We start from the raw sequence: 16,838 nt of genomic DNA, 5'->3' as shown, positions 1-16,838 counted from the left end.
TTTACTGCAATATACTTGCAATCGCGAGTTTTTCACAAAGTTATAACACTGAGAACGCATTTTCTGCCAATTGTGTTTGAAGATTCCGCAAAACCTCATAGTTGGTGGCATCCATCTGAATCGGAGTAATGCTGACATAGCCATTGGCCACAGCAAAGAAGTCCGAGTCAATCTCGCTCAACCCTTGCTTGGGTTCTGCTACTGCTTCTCCAGACAGTCCAATCCAGTACACCTGACGACCACGTGGGTCAACATGACTGGTGATGGGCTTCGACTGACGGCGGCGGCCTTGATAAGTCACTTTTTCACCCTGTAATTCAGCCATATCCGGAATATTGATATTAAAAATATGACGCTCAGGAAGAACCGGCAAACCGCGTGCAATAAAATCATGTACCCAGTTGGCAGCCAGCTGATAATCCTGAGGCTGTTGATAGCTGCGTACATTCGGCCCACTCAATGACACCGCAATAGCAGGATGTTTAGTTAAACGACCTTCAAAGGCTGCACCGACCGTACCGGAATACAAGACATCATCACCCAGATTCGCGCCACTATTAATCCCGCTAACGACCAGGTCAAATTCAAAGTCAAACAACCCATTCATCGCCAAGTAGACACAATCTGCCGGAGTCCCATTAACAGCCCAGACATCTGGAGAAATCTGGATTGGACGTAAAGGACGATCTAGAGTTAAGGCACTGGAAAAACCGCTGCGTTCACTTTCCGGCGCCACAATCACCACTCGCCCCAAAGGTTTTAGCGCTTGCGCCAAAGCCTGAATACCCGGTGCGAACACCCCATCATCATTTGAAACTAAAATATTCACTGAAAAATCTCGTCGTGCTAAAAAGTGACTGGTAAGGACATTTCATTGTATTAGTGCTGGAATTATATATATTTATCGCTCAACATCCATCTTTAAAATATGTGGCTCAAGATGATTAAAAAATTCTCTTTATTTAGTGCTTTCGCTTTAAGCCTGGCAGTATCTGTTTCTCCTTCAGTTATGGCGAGCGAGCTGACTGTTGACGAAAACAATACCATTGTGAAAGAAGACATCGCATCGGCACAAGTCATGGCTGAGGTTTGCCCAACCGTGATTGGTCAAAGTGCAAAATTAAATAGCACTATTCAAGAGTTGATCCAGTCTTATCTTGCAGAATATTCAGATAAAGGCATGAGCTATCAAAAACTACAGGCAGATAGCGAATATAAATCTTTACTGGAAGAAGCTCGTCAGGGTGCAAAACAAACCAGTACTGACGAACAAAAAACCGTATGCGAAGAGATTCTGGATTACCAGGGCTAAGCTAGATAAATCTTCAAATAAGACGGTGTAAACATCGTCTTATTTTCTCTTACAGATTTCTTCATAATTCTACAGCTTCGCTACATTTTCCCACTTTTCAATTTCAAAAATAAGTTTAAGCTAGGCAAATTATTGTTCTAAATCTATTTTTTGAGTTTTTTAATGAAATATCCATTACTTCAAGCCATGACACTTTGTGCAGCTTCTGCCGTGACTCTTTTAGGAACATCTGCATTTGCAGCCAATGAAAATATCAATGTCACGCCAACCCAGCAAGTGACCAAGCAGGAACTGGCTGCGATTTATGTTCTTTCAGAAATCTGCCCGAGCATGGTTAAAGACAAGTCACAGTTCAATCAGGGCTATACCAAGCTGGTGACTGAATATATGCCAGGTCAGCGCAATCCGGTTGCAAGCTTAAACCAGATGGTTCAACAGAACGATTTCCGCAGTATTCTGGCTGAAGCACAATCTGATGCCAAGAAAGCTGGCAAGAAAAAAAATCAGGTGATTTGTAATGAATTAACCACCTATAACAATTAACCTGCTTTTCTGCCGATTACTTACAATACTTTTGAAATAAGACCGGGTTTCCCATAGAAGTCCGCCTAGCTTTATCCTAAAATGCTAGGCTCTTCGTGCTTACATCAAGATATAGGAACCCACTAGAAATGACCCAAAAAACTGCCCTTGCTGCATTATTATTAGTTCCTAGTTTTAGCTTTGCAGCAACTGTCCTATCTGCACCACCAGAATTGAATAATAAATCCTACGTGCTAATGGACTATGAGACAGGGCAACTTCTCGCTTCAAAAAATGAAAATGAAAAATTAGCCCCTGCTTCAATGACCAAGATGATGACCAGCTACATCATCGAACAAAAACTATTGAGCGGTGAACTCACTGAAGATGAACAGGTTCGCATGAATGAGTCAGCATGGTGTCGCGGTAGTAGCGCGGAATCATGTATGTATGTGCCTTTAAACGGTACGGCCACTGCACTTGAAATGCTGCGCGGAATTATTATTCAATCGGGTAATGATGCATCTAAGGCCATGGCTGAACATATTGCAGGGAACGAGGGTACCTTTGCACATATGATGAATCAGGAAGCCAAACGTATTGGCATGACCAATACCAGCTTTATCAATTCAACCGGTATGCCTGCTGAAGGTCATTATTCGACTGCCAAAGATATGGCAACGCTGGCACAGCACATCATTAAAGACAGTTCCAAGTATTATCCGATTTATGCTGAAAAAGAATTTACCTTTAATGGCATCAAGCAAGGTAACCGTAATGCCCTGCTGTATACCGACCCAAGTGTAGATGGCTTAAAAACAGGTCATACCAATGAAGCAGGGTATTGCTTGACCACGTCGTCTAAACGTGGCCCTACTCGCTTGATTTCAGTTATTTTTGGTGCACCTACCATGCAGGAACGTGCAACGCAGACACGTGAATTGCTGGCTTGGGGTTATGCGAACTTCGAAACCAAAAATGTTCAACCAGCTAAACAGGTACTTGCTAAAGCCAAAGTCTGGTTTGGTAAGGAAGATGAAGTTCAAATCGGACTTGCTGAAAACTTTAATGTGACCATGCCGAAAGGTCAGGCCAATGCGATTAAAACCCAGCTGGTGGTTCAACCGAAACTGACTGCACCATTACAACCGGGTCAAGTCGTGGGTAAATATGTTGCGACTCTGGATGGTAAAGTCATTTCAGAAAAACCTCTTGTGGCTTTGAATGCAGTGGAAGAAGCGGGTTTCTTCGCGCGTATGCTCGACCATATCAAACAGTTCTTTAGCAACTTGTTCTAAGTCTAAATAGACCATTTCAGTCTTGGACTAAGACCAAAGCACTCATTCAGATGGGTGCTTTTTATTTTATACTATGCACATGATCCTTCATCATTTATCGGACAGATCGTTATGAGCCAAAATATTCGTTCTTATTTAGATATGACCCCACAGATTGATGCTTCCTGTTATGTCGATCCGATGGGAATTGTGGTCGGCGATGTGGTTTTGGCTGAAAATGTTTCGGTATGGCCTTTTGCCGTAATTCGGGGTGATGTGAATCATATTCGGATTGGTAAAAACTCAAATGTACAAGATCACTCGATGTTGCATGTCAGCCATAAGAAAGCCGATAAGCCTGAAGGTTCGCCTTTAATTATTGGTGAAGATGTCACCATTGGCCATCATGTCAAACTACATGGTTGTACCATTGGCAATCGTGTTTTGGTCGGTATTGGTACGATTATTCTGGATGATGTGATTGTTGAAGATGATGTAATGATTGGTGCAGGTTCGCTTGTTCCACCGAATAAGGTTTTGGAAAGCGGTTATTTGTATGTGGGCAGCCCTGTGAAAAAAGTGCGTCCGCTGACAGATAAAGAAAAAGCATTTTTACCGTATTCGGCACAAAATTATGTGAAGGTTTCGGGGAATTACAAATAAAATATAAAGTCAGATACAGAGTTTCTGTTTAAGCCGATGCTTTTATTCAATGTATCGACTTAAACAGAACAGAATTGATCAAATAGTCTGTTTAAAACTTTCTAAATGGATCAATATTTTTATTCTTGTACTCAAGAAAAGCAAGGGCTGCTGCTATAAAAAATAAACAAGCCACTCCCAAGAAAAAATTATCATGAACACTAACCCCCAAACCTACAAGCCCAACACCTATAAGTATAAGTAAACAAATTAAAAAGCGATAGAAATTTAACAGCATAAAAGTCTCGAATGAATATATTCAAAGCCGCTTATTAGGTAGCCACAAATCCCAATGTAAATCAGGAGAAAAGAAATTACCTCAACATCACAAAAATTATACAATAAATATTAATTAATTAATATTTTTTATTAAAATCTCCGAAAAATAAGTATAATTTAAAAAAAATGTGTCCTAGTCGTTGTTTTTGTTTTTATATTATATTCAATAATATATTATTAAGTTTACATTCATAACGCTTAAAAAATATTCTATAATTTCATGGATTTGTTTTATGTTGAATTGTCTGAAATTATGCTTGATCAAAACAATCATTAGATACCCTAAAACAATAAAGATGTTAAGCTTTTCCTGTTTTTTACTTAAATCCGTTAAGAGCAACCTCTTTACATCTCTTGATCTTATGCGTTGATGTAGTGATTTTGAGCTAGATATTGCCCTGAAAACAGGCTTTTTATTGATAAATTTTTGCTTTAAATTCTCTGCTTTATAGTACACTTTTCAAGCTCATTCACTTTTTGATAAAAGAAAATCAAAACCTATCAATAGGACTTTTTCACATAGCAGGATTTGATTAAGCTTAAAACCTCCAATCCCGATGATTTAAACAATCAAAGAAATCCCCGCCCCTCATAGCCACACACCCCAAAATTTTATACAATAGTGCATCTTTATCCATGGTGCTGTTCTATGACCGCTTGGACTGCTCACGTCACTGTCGCAACCGTCATCGAAAAAGACGGAAAATTCCTGTTTGTCGAAGAACATACAGAAGCTGTGACACACCCAGTATTTAATCAGCCAGCAGGTCATGTGGAATGCGGTGAAACCATTATCGAAGCCGCAATTCGTGAAACCATGGAAGAGACCGGACATACGGTTGAAGTGACCCATCTTTTAGGGATGTATACCTATACCCCGCCCATGTTTCCGGATCGTACTTATTTTCGTTTCTGCTTTTTAGCCAAATCCACTGACTACGACCCAAATGCCGCTTTAGATACGGATATTGTCGGCGCAGTCTGGATGACATTGGACGAACTGAAAGAATCGGCGCGTGCCCGTAGTCCCCTGGTGATTAAAGCCGTGCAAGATGCCCTGTCAGGTCAAAAATACCCTTTATCGCTCATTTACGAGCACCAAAACTCTCCCTTAATTTCAAATTTGGATGCCTAATCCTATGCAACAACGTGTCATCGTCGGTATGTCGGGTGGTGTAGATTCATCTGTTTCTGCTGCGCTTTTAATTCAACAGGGTTATCAGGTTGAAGGTCTTTTCATGAAGAACTGGGAAGAAGATGACGGCACAGAATATTGCACGGCGATGGATGACCTTGCCGATGCTCAGGCCGTCTGCGACAAAATCGGGATTAAACTGCATACCGCAAACTTTGCCATGGAATATTGGGATCGTGTATTCGAGCATTTTTTAGCAGAATATGCGGCTGGCCGTACCCCAAACCCAGACATTTTATGTAATAAAGAAATTAAATTCCGTGCCTTTCTAGATCATGCGGTGAACTTGGGTGCAGACTTTATTGCCACAGGTCATTACTGTCGTCGCGGTGCAACCATGACCAATTCGCGCGGTGAAGAATACGCACCACTCTTACGTGGTGTTGATCAGAATAAGGATCAAACCTATTTCCTGCATGCCGTACATGGTCGTGAAATTAACAAGACATTATTCCCTGTCGGTGAAATTGAAAAGCCGCAAGTCCGTAAAATCGCTGAAGAATTAGATCTTGCTACGGCAAAGAAAAAAGACTCGACCGGGATCTGCTTTATTGGCGAACGCCGATTTAATGACTTCTTGAAGCAATATTTACCGGCACAACCCGGAAAAATCGTGCTGGAAGACGGTAAAGAGGTTGGTGATCATCACGGCTTAATGTACTATACGCTCGGTCAACGCGGCGGCATCGGTATTGGCGGAATGAAAGGCGTCGCGGAAGGTGCCTGGTTCGTATTACATAAAGATATCGAAGGCAATCGTCTGGTGGTGGGTCAAGGCCATGAGCACCCACTGATGCAAAGCACCATGCTTTGGAGTGAAGCAATTGACTGGGTGGCCGGCGAGCAGGATATTCCTGAAACAGGTTTCCGTTGCACGGCCAAAACCCGTTACCGTCAGACTGATCAAGCCTGTACGGTGTACCAAGATTCAGAATCACCCAATGGTGTACGTGTGGATTTTGATGAACCACAACGTGCAGTGACCCCAGGTCAAAGTGTGGTGTTTTATTCAGGTGAAGTTTGTTTAGGCGGTGGTGTGATTCATCATACCAATGCACCTAAACCTGATTTTATAAAAGGATGAATTCGGCATGACGGAGTTACCATTTCAACCAGCCACAACGTTGAATACTCGTCAAAATCGCGCTTTGGCGTTAGCGGGTGTGTTTCAGGCCACCCAGCTGACCCATATGACCGCATTGAGTGGTCAGCAAAGTATTGGTGAAAACGGTAACTTTTATTTTGAACAGTTGATTAAAGCCAGTCTCAATATTCGTCCCGGCAATAACGAAAATGCCCAGACCCTAGACTTTTTTAATCAACTGGCCGATATTTCCTTAGGCTTAAAAACATTAGAAAGCAGCATTATTCAACCCTTCAATACTTCGCCAAAATCCAGAATTCCAAAACTTTCCAGCACCAAACTTCCAATGAGCTATGCCATGGCACTTCTTCAATTAGAAAAGAAGGTCTATAGCAATCCCAAATTTGTTGAAATTATTGAACAGTCCCAACAGAAAATTCTCAGACAGCTTTCCTTTTTCGATAACAATTACCTGCACCCCAGCATCATTGCCAATCTGGCTCAAACCTATGTCGATACTGCGGGATCAATCAATCCGCGCATCATGGTTCGTGGCAATGCCGAAGCCTTTAAAGATGCCGGACATACCAACCGCATCCGTGCTTCCCTCTTTACCGGTTTGCAAATGGCACACCTGTGGCGTCAGCTTGGTGGCAGCTCCTGGGGCATGGTATTTGGTAAACGCAAGTTGCTAAAAGATATTCAGAATCTGGCGCGTTTACAGTTTCAGGTGGTTTAACTGATACTGCACGTGTTTCGTTTTACGTTTAATTCCAAAATCTAAGGAATCGATATGAACGCTTTAACTGCACTTTCTCCATTAGATGGACGTTACGCGAGCAAATGTGATGCTCTACGTCCCTTTCTTTCTGAGTTTGGTTTAATCCATGCTCGTGTGACTGTTGAAGTGCGTTGGTTACAGGCGCTTGCAAACCATCCGGAAATTACTGAAGTTCCGGCATTTTCAAGCGAAACTAATGCAGCGCTTGATGCGATTGTAAGCAATTTCTCTGAAGATGATGCCAATCGTATCAAAGAGATCGAACGCACCACCAACCACGACGTTAAAGCGGTTGAATATTTCCTGAAAGAAAAAATTGCCAATATCGACGAATTGAAAAATGCCGGTGAATTCATTCACTTTGCATGTACGTCTGAAGATATTAACAACCTGTCACATGCTTTAATGCTGAAAAGCGGTCGTGATGTACTGGTTGCATCTATGCAGCAAATCATTGATTCAATTGTTGCACTTTCTGAAAAGCATGCTGACCAGCCAATGTTGTCTCGTACGCATGGTCAAACTGCAAGCCCAACGACGTTGGGTAAAGAAATGGCGAACGTGGCTTACCGCCTTGCACGTCAAATCAAACAGTTCAAAAATGTTGAACTTCTAGGCAAAATCAATGGTGCAGTAGGTAACTACAATGCGCACTATTCTGCTTATCCAGACATCAACTGGCCTGCGCATTCACAAGCATTTGTGGAATCTTTGGGTCTAGATTTCAACCCGTACACCACACAAATCGAGCCACATGATTATATGGCTGAACTGTTTGATGCCCTGCGTCGTTTCAACACTATTCTGATCGATTTCAACCGTGATGTTTGGGGTTATATCTCGCTTGGTTTCTTCAAGCAAAAGCTAAAAGATGGCGAAGTCGGTTCTTCAACCATGCCACATAAAGTAAACCCGATTGACTTCGAAAACTCTGAAGGTAACTTGGGTCTTGCCAATGCTGTACTTGCACACCTTGGGGAAAAACTGCCAATTTCTCGCTGGCAGCGTGACCTGACTGACTCTACTGTGCTGCGTAACATGGGTGTTGGTTTTGCACAAAGCTTAATTGCTTTCGAAGCATGTGCTAAAGGTATCGGCAAACTTGAACTCAATGCTGCACGTATCAATGAAGACCTGGACAATGCGCAAGAAGTATTGGCTGAACCAATTCAAACAGTAATGCGTCGTTACAACGTTGAAAAACCATACGAAAAATTAAAAGCCCTGACTCGTGGTCAGGCCATGACTCGCGACATGATGGTTGATTTCGTAAACGGTAACGAGTTAGAAGCGGTTCCTGCTGCTGATCGTGCGCGTCTAGCTGAAATGACACCTGCTTCTTATACAGGTAATGCTGCTGAACAGGCCAAACAAGTGGCTGAGCTGATTGCTAAAATCTAATTTAAAATAAGACCAAAAGGCGAAGCTCAGGCTTCGCCTTTTTATTTATAATGTGTTTTATTCTAAAAACGATATTTCATCATAACGACATGATTGAGCAGCGACTTTCCGCCAAGCATTATGCGAGCATGGGTATTTTAATTCTGGCGATTCTGCTTGCCAGTATTCGTCCTTTAGAACTGGAAGCGTATCTCTTGCATCAGGCCGGCACGGTTTTCATGATCAGCATGCTGCTGGTCTGTCTGTATAAAATTGGGCTGAATTTTTTAAGTTTTAATTTATATATCCTTTTCCTGTTTGTTCATGTGATTGCTGCACACTATCTGTATTCCTATGTGCCTTATAACCAGTGGATTGAGCAGATTTTTGGCTTTCATCTGAATGAAGTCATGCATTGGTCACGCAATATGTTTGACCGTTTTGTTCATCTGGCCTACGGATTACTCCTTTACCCCATTTTCTATCGCCTGTTTCACGTCTGGTTGCCGCAGCAAAAACCTGTGGTCATTTTCCTGCTGGTGATTCAGTTTGTGGTGGCCAGTAGCATGATCTATGAATGGCTGGAATGGTTGATCGCGATTGGCTTATCTCCCGAAGAAGCGGAGAACTATAATGGACAGCAAGGTGATAGCTGGGATGCGCATAAAGACATCTTGCTTGCCACATTAGGCGCGATATTTACGGGTAGTCTCATGCTCTTACAAAAAAGCCCACCGAAGTGAGCTTTTAAAATCAAAATCTTATTGAATTAAGGTTTGTGATCAACTATTTCATTACATTCATATTTTTCACTTATGAAAGTGGGCAATATTGCATCCAGTCATCTTTCATTTTTTGCAATTCATTACCCGTCAGCATTTCGCTGTAATAAATAAAATAGCTTGCATCAGGATATTGAATTTCATGTCTATACATCATCCCACGTAGAGAAATAGAAAATTCTTCTGGGAAATCATCTAAGTTCAATTCTTCAAACTCGTAATTAAAATAACAGTTTTGTGTTGCAAGATATGCTTCAGCTATAGCCATGTTTCTGCTCTAACAATAAAATATGCTTTATTTTATCCGATTAGCTGTAGGGATGTTTTGCATTTCAGTTGGTTCAATCCATTGAACAAACTTAGATTCTGACAAATGTGGATATTTGAACTTATCTAAATATTCAAAGCAGACCTTTTGAGCTTTCGGCATTTTCTCTAGATGCTGATCGAAGAGTAAATGGCGACTATATTGAGCACCATCAAAGCGAATAATCACACCTTCAAACTCCTTACCACCTCGAGTTTTATGCACCTGATAAGACTGCACCACACCACATGCCTTCGATGGAATAACAGGCGGGTCATCTGGCTTTAACACAGCATATAGAATAAAGAGACATGTCCCTGGGATAAAACCCAGCCAAAATAAAAGTTTTTTTTGATCTTCATTTTGTAACTTGGCTTCAGCGTACAATGCACATGCTATCGGACAGATCGCGATAGTCAGAAAACCTAAAACAAGAATAAGGGTGAGCATGCCAGTAAAAGCCGCATTGAATTAGATCTTTTATAGCATACTAACAATAACCTAAGGCATAAAAAAGCTCACCGCAGTGAGCTTTAATATATATTCAATTTTAACTGAATTAGAGTTTAGGATCGCGCATCTGTACCAGATTTGCATTGGCTTTGCTTAAGCTTTCCATGACCTTATTCATTACGGTTGGAATCAATGAATCCGCAATTTGCGCTGCCTGTAAACCCAGCTTTTCACCCAAGGTTGGTTTCTTGCGGGTCTGGATCGAATAAACATCATGTTGCGTCAGCAAGTGCAGTAAATATTCATCTGAAGTTTGCAGTTTATCTACCAGATTTAAATCCAGTGCATCACGACCATACCAATGCTCACCGGTTGCCACTTTTTCCACATTCAGCTGCGGACGGTATTTTTCTACAAAATGTTTGAACAAGGCATGCGTTTGCTGTAACTCTTCTTCAAACTTGGCCTTCCCTTCTTCGGTGTTTTCACCAAACATGGTCACGGTACGTTTGTACTGACCTGCGGTATAGAGTTCAAAGTCGATTTTATTGTCTTTCAGCAGACGGTTAAAGTTAGGCACTTGAGCCACCACCCCAATCGAACCGACAATCGCAAATGGTGCAGACACAACTTCATTTGCGATACACGCCATCATATAACCGCCACTGGCCGCTACTTTATCGACACAGATGGTCAAGTGAAAACCGGCATCACGTAAACGTACCAGTTGAGCAGCGGCCAGACCATAGCCATGCACCATACCACCCGGGCTTTCTAAACGCACCACAACACGGTCACGGCCCGCTTTAGCCGTGGATAAAATCAGGGTAATTTCTTCACGTAAACTTTCGACCGCAGAAGCGGCCATATCGCCTTTAAAGTCCAAAACATAGATTTTTTGATTGGTTTTCTTGCGTGCACGGCCTTCTTTTGACAGCTGTTGTGACAACTGCAAAAGCTCCAGTTTAGAGCCAGTCGTTTGCGCTATTTTTTTTCGTTGTTCATTGATACGCGCATTTAAATGACTGACACGGATTTCAGCGGGCAGTTTCGGACTATGAAATAACATAAAAAATCTATTCTCTATTTAATTCGGCTTATATCCTTAGATTAGGTCAATTCTGATTTTTTCAACAGCATTTATTGATCTTGTTGCCAAGCATGTCCACGACGAATCAATAATTTATATTGATTCATAATTTCATTGATCGCGAACAAACGAAAATACCAAATAAATAAAAGTGTATAGATTACAGCTATAATCGAAGCATTCATTGGCCACCAGGTTAATATAATAAAACCTCGATGACTTGTCCCCGAAGGGGTCATCAATGAGTATACCGCAATAAAAAAAATGATCGTAATAAGCACAAAGAAGTATTCACCAAAACGCGTATGCATTAATGGTTTCTTGCCCTTCTCTTGTGCTTTTAGATAACGATGAAATTTAAATTGAGCATGTGCTGTAATATAAACACGCCATTTTTGTTTAACTTCAATATTATATTTTTGATGCTTTAACATATAAAAAATCACAAAGCCCAAGAAAGTATTCACGATCACAAACACGTCATAGAGCCAACGATGATAGTTGGTCATTCCCTGACTTTGTGAAGTAATGAACAAGCCTTCATAAGGGACAATCAAGGCTAATATGATACTAAACAGCACCATCACTAAACCAAAATATTGATGAGTATATACTGTGCCGAATAGGCTTCGAAACATATCTTTCATCGCGATTTGCGTCAGTTTAGCTTTTTCTTTAAATTCAGGTGTCTGTTGCATTATCATTATAAATCTTAAAAAACTTATAGAACATAACAAAAAACAGAACCCTAAGATTCTGTTTTAAAAGATTTATTTTTAAAATCGCATTAACCAAAACGCCCTGTAATATAAGCTTCAGTCAATTGATGGTCTGGTTGGGTAAAGACTTTCTCGGTCGCATTCACCTCAATTAAATCACCCAGATGGAAATACGCAGTACGGTCAGATACACGCGCTGCCTGTTGCATGGAGTGGGTTACAATCGCAATGGTATATTGAGTTGAAAGCTCAGAAATCAGCTCTTCTACTTTTGCTGTTGCAATTGGATCCAGCGCAGAACATGGTTCATCCATCAGAATCACTTCAGGTGATACTGCAATTGTACGTGCGATACATAGACGCTGCTGCTGACCACCTGACAAACCTGTTCCCGGCTGATTCAAACGGTCTTTTACTTCTTCCCACAAACCGGCTTTACGCAAACTGCCTTCGACAATTTCTTCAAGATCGTATTTATCACGTGCAAGACCATGTAATTTCGGGCCGTAAGAAACGTTGTCAAAAATAGACTTTGGAAACGGGTTGGGCTTCTGGAATACCATACCGACTTGAGCACGTAGCAAGACCACATCCAGGTTTGGATCATAAATGTCCTGATTGTCCAGCATGACTTTACCGGTCACACGACAACTGTCAATGGTGTCATTCATGCGGTTTAGGGTACGCAGAAAGGTTGACTTACCACAGCCTGATGGCCCAATAAAAGCAATCACTTCATTTTCATAAATGTTCAGGTCAATGCCTTTAATCGCTTCCGCTTCACCATAGTACACATGCACATCAGATGTACTCAGTTTCACATTTGTCGACTTTTCATCTTTTTTGCTGCTACTTTGCGTATCGAATTGGGAGACAAACGATGTTGCTGGCTTTTGTGTAGCCTCATCATTAGTGAATTGTGTCTGTTGTGGATTCACGGATTGATCCTTTTTTAAGGAGTTTTGAATAACAGTTGTGTTCATGATTCTGCCCCTATTACCAACGGACTTCAAACTTTTTACGTAACCAGATGGCCAGACTGTTCAAGCTGATCATCATGGCCAGAAGTACAATAATTGCTGCTGCGGTACGCCCTTCAAAGAAGTTACGTAACTCATTGCCCTGCCATAAGAAAATCTGCACAGGTAACGCTGTAGACTGATCAAATGGTGTGGCTGGAACGCTGGCAACAAAAGCACTCATCCCGATTAATAACAATGGTGCGGTTTCACCTAATGCCTGCGCGACCCCGATAATGGCACCAGTTAAAATACCCGGCAAAGCCAATGGCAAGACATGATGGAAAACCGTTTGCAGTCGTGAAGCACCCAAGCCCAACGCTGCCTGACGAATCGAAGGTGGAACCGCTTTAAGCGATGCACGTGTGGTGATGATGACAGTTGGCAAAGTCATCAGACTCAGCACCAGACCACCGACCAGAGGGGCCGATAGCGGTAAATGCATCCAGCCAATAAAGATCGCGGCACCCAGCAAACCAAACACAATCGATGGCACTGCTGCCAGGTTGTTGATGTTGACTTCGACAATATCGGTAATCCAGTTTTTCGGCGCAAACTCTTCCAGATAGATCGCAGATGCCACCCCAATTGGAATCGAGATAAAGATCACGATCATCATCATGAACAGTGAGCCCATGAAAGCGCCTGCCAGACCTGACGTTGCCGGTGAACTACGCGAGTCAGGGCTGGTAAAAATATTAGTATTGAAACTGTTTTCGATTACACCTGAGGCTTTCATCTCGTCCGCCACCTGGCGTACTTCAGGACTGAGTTGTTGCTGTTCTGCTGGTAACGAACGATCAATATTACCCGCCAGCCAGACATCGACATTGGCATCTGCCAGAATTTTAACCTCTGTGCTTTGACCGACCAGACTTGGATCATTCATGACCATGTCACGTAAGCGATAAGCCTCAGAACTGGTATATAAATAACCCAGTTCATCACGCTGACTTTCCAGCTTGCTGTCTCTGGCGATCATGCCGTTGATGATCAGTGCATCCCAGTCCACCATGCCGACATCCATTTGCCAGGCAATCATACGCTCTTCAAACTGCGCCGGAGACTCTCCCGCAGCTGGCTTGGGTTTTGGACCAATCTCTACAATGGCCGGATCGAAATGAATCGGCAAACTCATGCTGCTTTGCCAGAAGGCAGGCAAACCTTTGGATAAAATACTGCCGAAGAGCAATACCACAAAGAACAGACCGGCCAATACCGCAGAGAAACCAAATAGACGGAATGTTTTTTCTTTACGATGACGTCGCCCCAAAGAGCTTTGAATGGTCTTCTTACGCTTTTCACGCAGCTCGGCAGCGACGGATGGATCAACACGCTGATCCACAGGCGTTGTATTTGAAGTACTCATTAGTCGTATTGCTCACGATATTTACGCACGATGATCAGTGCAACAATGTTCAAACCTAGGGTAATCACAAATAAGGTCAGTCCCAGGGCAAAGGCCACCAGTGCTTGCGGACTGGCAAAGTCGGTATCACCTGTTAATTGATTGACGATGGTAATGGTGACCGTAGATACGGCTTCAAGCGGATTGGCATGCAGCTGCGGACTGTTCCCCGCTGCAAGTACCACGATCATGGTTTCACCAATTGCACGGGATGCTGCCAACAGGAAGGCACCAATAATACCCGGCAAAGCTGCAGGTAAAACCACCTGACGGATCGTTTCAGATTTGGTTGCACCTAGCCCCAGAGAACCATCACGTAAGGCACGTGGCACCTGGGTAATAATGTCATCGGATAGAGAAGATACGAATGGAATAATCATGATGCCCATCACCAGACCCGCGGTCAGCGCACTGGTGGCATTAATTTCGAGTCCGACCATGGCACCCATGGCTTTAAGAAATGGACCGATGATCATCAAGGCAAAGACACCATAAACAATCGTAGGAATACCCGCCAACACTTCAATGGTCGGTTTTGCCCAAGAGCGGAAGCGCGGTGATGCATATTCTGCCAGATAGATCGCAATCATCAGACCGACCGGTACCGCGACCAAAAGTGCGATCGCACTGACCATGAGCGTACCCCACAGCAGTGGCAATAAACCGTAACTGCCCTCGGCACTGCCAGAAGTGCTAAAACCCGGGTTCCATTCGGTACCAAAGAAGAAATCCAGTGGACTGACGAAGCTGAAGAAGCGCATCGCCTCACCAAACATCGACATGACAATCCCGAGCGTGGTCAGAATTGCCACACCCGAACACAATGCCAAGCCGATATTCATCATTTTCTCGACTTGGTTACGTGCGCGGAATTCCTGGCTAATACGTTTTTTGGCCCAGACCAGACCAGCCAGTGCAGCCGAAATCACCACTGCCAATTTGGCAAACGTACCAATGGTCGAAAATTTAGCTAACTGTTCTGCTGCGGCCAGTTCATAGGCTGCAGGTGTATCACTGACACCGAAACCTGAGGCAAGTGCCTGAACACGATCAACAACAACGCCCAGACTCGCCGGATCCAGATTGGCCGAAATATCCTGCGGCAAATGGTTGAGTACCACTTGCTCCAGAAAACTTGGCTCAACCATATTCCAAACAATCAAAATTAAAAACGCAGGGATACCACACCACAGTGCCACCAGTGCACCATAATATCCGGGACGCGAGTGTAAGTTTGCAGAATTGCTTCCCTTACCTGCTAAGTTACGGCTTTTACTTAATCCGATTTGATAGGCTATGGCCATGATGGCCAATAACACACCTATAAGTAGCAGATTCATGTATTCTCCACTGTTTTTTCAATTTTCATGGTTTGAAAAAACTTGTTTATCGCAAAAAGCCGATGGTAGGTTGACCCTACCACCAGCATTTTCAAAATCATTTATTACTTCACTACAACCGCTTTACCAGCCTTGAAATTTGCCAGGACTGCTGCACGTTCTTTATCAGACATTGAAATCAGACCTGCTTTTTCCAGCTTAGAGCCTTTGCCAGATACTTTCTTGTTCAGGAAGTATTCTGTGAATTGCGGTAAGCCTTTGATTGATTTCAAGTGCTCGCCTTTCACATAGAAGAACAATGGGCGTGATACCGGATAAGCACCATTCAAGATGGTCTTTTCAGAAGGTGCTACATTGTTCACAGTTGCAACACGTAAGCGGTCACGGTTCTGGTCATAGAAGCCCAGACCAAACACCCCGACTGCACTTGGAGAAGTTTTCAAACGTGCCAGTGTTTCGGTATAGTCGCCTGCAATTTCAACTACACGGCCATCTTTACGGAATGTGGTACAGGCTTTTTTCTTGGCATCTTTGTCTAGAGACTTAATTGCAGCATACGATTCACAACCTGCATCCACCATTTTCTCCTGGAACACTTCGCGCGTGCCATGATTCGAAGCAGGAATCACCAGCGTGATCGGCTCATTCGGAAGTGCTTTGTCAATTTGGTTCCAGCGTGTATACGGATTGGCGACCATTTTGCCATTTGATGGAAGTTGTGCAGCAAGTGCAGCAAAGACATGCTGTGGACGCAACTTATAAGCCGCTTTATTGGCATTTGAAGCAAATACGATACCGTCATAACCGATTTTGATTTCTAATACTTGGTTAACGCCGTTCTTTTTACATTCAGCCAGCTCGGTAGATTTGATTTGACGCGAAGAATTCGCGATATCAATGGTGTTATCACCCACGCCATTACAGAACTGCTTCAAACCGCCTGACGAACCGCCAGAACCGACAACTGGTGTTTTAAACTGTGGAAAAGTATTACCGAATTCTTCCGCCACGATACTGGCATATGGAAGTACAGTTGAAGAACCTGCAATTTGAATCGTGTCACGAGCTGCATGTGCAGTCGTTACAGCAGCTGCCCCTGTTAATGCCAATGCTAAAGCTATATTTGTAAAGCGCATTCTAGTATCTCTCTCATTTATACAATTTGGAGTACGCCACTTTTTATTCAGT

The 16,838-nt window shown here is 42.8% G+C and carries 19 protein-coding genes; 9 read left to right on the top strand and 10 right to left on the bottom strand.

Annotation, left to right across the window (positions count from 1 at the left end):
• Positions 1 to 40: 40 nt before the first annotated feature.
• On the bottom strand, positions 41 to 829 hold the full coding sequence (surE, locus tag FTU87_RS00405; RefSeq protein WP_180096468.1) for a 5'/3'-nucleotidase SurE: 789 nt from the start codon (positions 827 to 829) through the stop codon (positions 41 to 43).
• Between the two features lie 111 nt (positions 830 to 940).
• Between surE and FTU87_RS00400 the strand changes: the two genes are divergently transcribed.
• From FTU87_RS00400 to FTU87_RS00385, 4 genes are all read left to right on the top strand, one after another.
• Positions 941 to 1,312 carry an MCR_0457 family protein gene (locus FTU87_RS00400; RefSeq protein WP_180096467.1) on the top strand — a complete coding sequence of 124 codons (372 nt, stop codon included), beginning with the start codon at positions 941 to 943 and terminating at the stop codon, positions 1,310 to 1,312.
• 162 nt (positions 1,313 to 1,474) lie between these two features.
• Positions 1,475 to 1,855, top strand: coding sequence for an MCR_0457 family protein (locus FTU87_RS00395; RefSeq protein WP_100535430.1), 381 nt, complete (start codon positions 1,475 to 1,477; stop codon positions 1,853 to 1,855).
• A 128-nt stretch (positions 1,856 to 1,983) separates the two neighbouring features.
• Positions 1,984 to 3,132 (top strand): D-alanyl-D-alanine carboxypeptidase PBP5/6, encoded by a 1,149-nt coding sequence (gene dacC / locus FTU87_RS00390; RefSeq protein ID WP_005096478.1) that lies wholly within the window; start codon positions 1,984 to 1,986, stop codon positions 3,130 to 3,132.
• A 111-nt stretch (positions 3,133 to 3,243) separates the two neighbouring features.
• Positions 3,244 to 3,774, top strand: coding sequence for a gamma carbonic anhydrase family protein (locus tag FTU87_RS00385; protein ID WP_005096476.1), 531 nt, complete (start codon positions 3,244 to 3,246; stop codon positions 3,772 to 3,774).
• 91 nt (positions 3,775 to 3,865) lie between these two features.
• On the opposite strand, the gene FTU87_RS00380 is transcribed toward FTU87_RS00385, so the two are convergent.
• Positions 3,866 to 4,051: a hypothetical protein gene (locus FTU87_RS00380; RefSeq protein ID WP_180096466.1), complete on the bottom strand. Its 186-nt coding sequence runs from the start codon at positions 4,049 to 4,051 to the stop codon at positions 3,866 to 3,868.
• Positions 4,052 to 4,741: 690 nt separating this feature from the next.
• Here FTU87_RS00380 and FTU87_RS00375 point away from each other — a divergent pair.
• From FTU87_RS00375 to FTU87_RS00355, 5 genes are all read left to right on the top strand, one after another.
• Positions 4,742 to 5,227, top strand: coding sequence for an NUDIX hydrolase (locus FTU87_RS00375; protein WP_100328733.1), 486 nt, complete (start codon positions 4,742 to 4,744; stop codon positions 5,225 to 5,227).
• A 4-nt stretch (positions 5,228 to 5,231) separates the two neighbouring features.
• Positions 5,232 to 6,371: a tRNA 2-thiouridine(34) synthase MnmA gene (gene mnmA / locus FTU87_RS00370; RefSeq protein WP_180096465.1), complete on the top strand. Its 1,140-nt coding sequence runs from the start codon at positions 5,232 to 5,234 to the stop codon at positions 6,369 to 6,371.
• A 7-nt stretch (positions 6,372 to 6,378) separates the two neighbouring features.
• Entirely contained in the window at positions 6,379 to 7,110 is a 732-nt protein-coding gene (gene hflD / locus FTU87_RS00365) for a high frequency lysogenization protein HflD (RefSeq protein ID WP_005096468.1), read from the top strand.
• A 54-nt stretch (positions 7,111 to 7,164) separates the two neighbouring features.
• Complete coding sequence (gene purB, locus FTU87_RS00360) at positions 7,165 to 8,553, top strand: adenylosuccinate lyase (RefSeq protein WP_180096464.1); 1,389 nt, start codon at positions 7,165 to 7,167, stop codon at positions 8,551 to 8,553.
• 89 nt (positions 8,554 to 8,642) lie between these two features.
• Positions 8,643 to 9,275 carry a DUF2238 domain-containing protein gene (locus FTU87_RS00355; RefSeq protein ID WP_074383178.1) on the top strand — a complete coding sequence of 211 codons (633 nt, stop codon included), beginning with the start codon at positions 8,643 to 8,645 and terminating at the stop codon, positions 9,273 to 9,275.
• A 70-nt stretch (positions 9,276 to 9,345) separates the two neighbouring features.
• On the opposite strand, the gene FTU87_RS00350 is transcribed toward FTU87_RS00355, so the two are convergent.
• From FTU87_RS00350 to FTU87_RS00315, 8 genes are all read right to left on the bottom strand, one after another.
• Complete coding sequence (locus FTU87_RS00350; RefSeq protein ID WP_005096465.1) at positions 9,346 to 9,582, bottom strand: hypothetical protein; 237 nt, start codon at positions 9,580 to 9,582, stop codon at positions 9,346 to 9,348.
• Between the two features lie 27 nt (positions 9,583 to 9,609).
• A complete protein-coding gene (locus FTU87_RS00345) occupies positions 9,610 to 10,071 on the bottom strand; it encodes a hypothetical protein (RefSeq protein ID WP_005096462.1) in 462 nt (153 codons plus the stop codon).
• 109 nt (positions 10,072 to 10,180) lie between these two features.
• Positions 10,181 to 11,143, bottom strand: coding sequence for a protease SohB (gene sohB / locus FTU87_RS00340; RefSeq protein WP_005171690.1), 963 nt, complete (start codon positions 11,141 to 11,143; stop codon positions 10,181 to 10,183).
• A gap of 71 nt (positions 11,144 to 11,214) precedes the next feature.
• Complete coding sequence (locus tag FTU87_RS00335; RefSeq protein WP_257220445.1) at positions 11,215 to 11,868, bottom strand: hypothetical protein; 654 nt, start codon at positions 11,866 to 11,868, stop codon at positions 11,215 to 11,217.
• A gap of 83 nt (positions 11,869 to 11,951) precedes the next feature.
• Entirely contained in the window at positions 11,952 to 12,866 is a 915-nt protein-coding gene (gene pstB, locus FTU87_RS00330; RefSeq protein WP_005171697.1) for a phosphate ABC transporter ATP-binding protein PstB, read from the bottom strand.
• A gap of 13 nt (positions 12,867 to 12,879) precedes the next feature.
• The gene (gene pstA, locus FTU87_RS00325) at positions 12,880 to 14,271 is read right to left on the bottom strand and encodes a phosphate ABC transporter permease PstA (protein ID WP_005096458.1); all 1,392 of its coding nucleotides are present in this window, start codon (positions 14,269 to 14,271) and stop codon (positions 12,880 to 12,882) included.
• Positions 14,271 to 15,650 (bottom strand): phosphate ABC transporter permease subunit PstC, encoded by a 1,380-nt coding sequence (gene pstC / locus FTU87_RS00320; RefSeq protein ID WP_074383000.1) that lies wholly within the window; start codon positions 15,648 to 15,650, stop codon positions 14,271 to 14,273. Before pstC ends, pstA begins: the two co-directional genes overlap by 1 nt.
• A gap of 104 nt (positions 15,651 to 15,754) precedes the next feature.
• Positions 15,755 to 16,786, bottom strand: coding sequence for a substrate-binding domain-containing protein (locus FTU87_RS00315; RefSeq protein WP_074383001.1), 1,032 nt, complete (start codon positions 16,784 to 16,786; stop codon positions 15,755 to 15,757).
• Positions 16,787 to 16,838 lie beyond the last annotated feature (52 nt).

It is taken from the genome of Acinetobacter sp. YH12156, assembly GCF_013418235.1.
Classification (GTDB): domain Bacteria; phylum Pseudomonadota; class Gammaproteobacteria; order Pseudomonadales; family Moraxellaceae; genus Acinetobacter; species Acinetobacter pseudolwoffii.
This window is presented reverse-complemented; position numbering and strand designations above follow the sequence as displayed.